The organism is Streptomyces sp. NP-1717 (genome assembly GCF_022695985.1).
Lineage (GTDB): Bacteria > Actinomycetota > Actinomycetes > Streptomycetales > Streptomycetaceae > Streptomyces.
Map to the genome: position 1 here is coordinate 1 of NZ_JAAPBF010000452.1, position 1,554 is coordinate 1,554.

The 1,554-nt window shown below is 70.3% G+C and carries 1 protein-coding gene; it reads left to right on the forward strand.

Annotated features, from left to right (window positions below; genetic code table 11):
• Positions 1 to 23 precede the first annotated feature (23 nt).
• Positions 24 to 1,554, forward strand: a 1,531-nt coding sequence (gene pepN, locus GXP76_RS35415; protein ID WP_242575721.1) for an aminopeptidase N, incomplete at its 3' end; no start/stop codon positions are given.

A 1,554-nucleotide genomic window follows, 5' to 3' on the forward strand; every position in this document is an offset into this window, starting at 1 on the left:
GCCCATCGGGCAGCATGGCCTCCATGTCCGTACTGATGCGCGACGAAGCGCAGACCCGTGCCCAGCTCATCGACGTCCACCGGTACACGGTCACCCTCGACCTCACCACCGGCGACGAGACCTTCGAATCCCGTGCCGCCATCCACTTCACCGCCCTCGCGGCCGGCGACACCTTCGTCGAGCTGAAGCCCGCCCTGCTGCGCTCGGTCACCCTCGACGGACAGCCCCTGGACCCCGCCGCACTCGACGGGAACCGCCTCGCGCTCCCCGGACTCGCCCCCGGTGAACACGAACTGCTCGTCGACGCCACCATGCGCTACTCCCGCACCGGCGAAGGCATGCACCGCTTCACCGACCCCAGCGACGGCGAGACCTACGTCTACAGCCAGATGTTCCTCGAAGACGCCCAGCGGGTCTTCGCCGTCTTCGACCAGCCCGACCTCAAGGCCGTCTTCGAACTCGGCGTCACCGCCCCCGAGGGCTGGACCGTCCTCGGCAACTCGGTCGCCACCGACGAGGGCGACGGCCGCTGGAGCCTCGCCCCGACCCCGCCCATCTCCACCTACCTCGTGGCCGTCGCCGCCGGCCCCTGGCACTCCGTGCGCACCGAACACGCGGGCCTGCCCTTCGGCATCCACTGCCGGCGCTCCCTGGCACCGCACCTCGACATCGACGCCGACGAAATCCTCGCCGTCACCCGCGCCTGCTACGACCGCTACCACGAGAAGTTCGAGGAGCCGTACCCCTTCGACTCCTACGACCAGGCGTTCGTCCCCGAGTTCAACGCCGGCGCCATGGAGAACCCGGGCCTCGTCACCTTCCGCGACGAATTCGTCTTCCGCTCCGCCGTCACCGACACCGAGCGGCAGACCCGCGCCATGGTCATCGCCCACGAGATGGCCCACATGTGGTTCGGCGACCTCGTCACCCTCACCTGGTGGGACGACATCTGGCTCAACGAGTCCTTCGCCGAGTACATGGGCTACCAGACCCTCACCGAGGCCACCCGCCACACCGACACCTGGGTCGCCTTCGGCATCGACCGCAAATCCTGGGGCTACGACGCCGACCAGCGCCCCTCCACCCACCCCGTCGCACCCGACCCCGGCAGCGTGCCCGACACCGCCGCCGCCATGCTCAACTTCGACGGCATCTCCTACGCCAAGGGCGCCTCCGCGCTGCGCCAACTCGTCGCCTGGCTCGGCGAGAAGGACTTCCTCGCGGGCATCAACACACACTTCACCCGCCACAAGTTCGGCAACGCCACCCTCGCCGACTTCATCGACTCCCTCGCCGCCTCCACCGACCGCGACGTCCACCGGTGGGCCGAACAGTGGCTCCGCACGACCGGCGTCGACACCCTCACCCCCACCGTCGCCAACGCCAGGACCACCGCCGCCGCCAACGGCAGCGGCGGCAGCGGCGGTACCGGCGGCGGGACCGGCCTCGGCAACGGCTCCGAGACCGGCTGGACACTCCACGTCACCCAGCACGGCGACCGCCCCCACCGCATCGCCGTCGGCGCCTACGACCGCGACCTCGTCGACCCCGGAC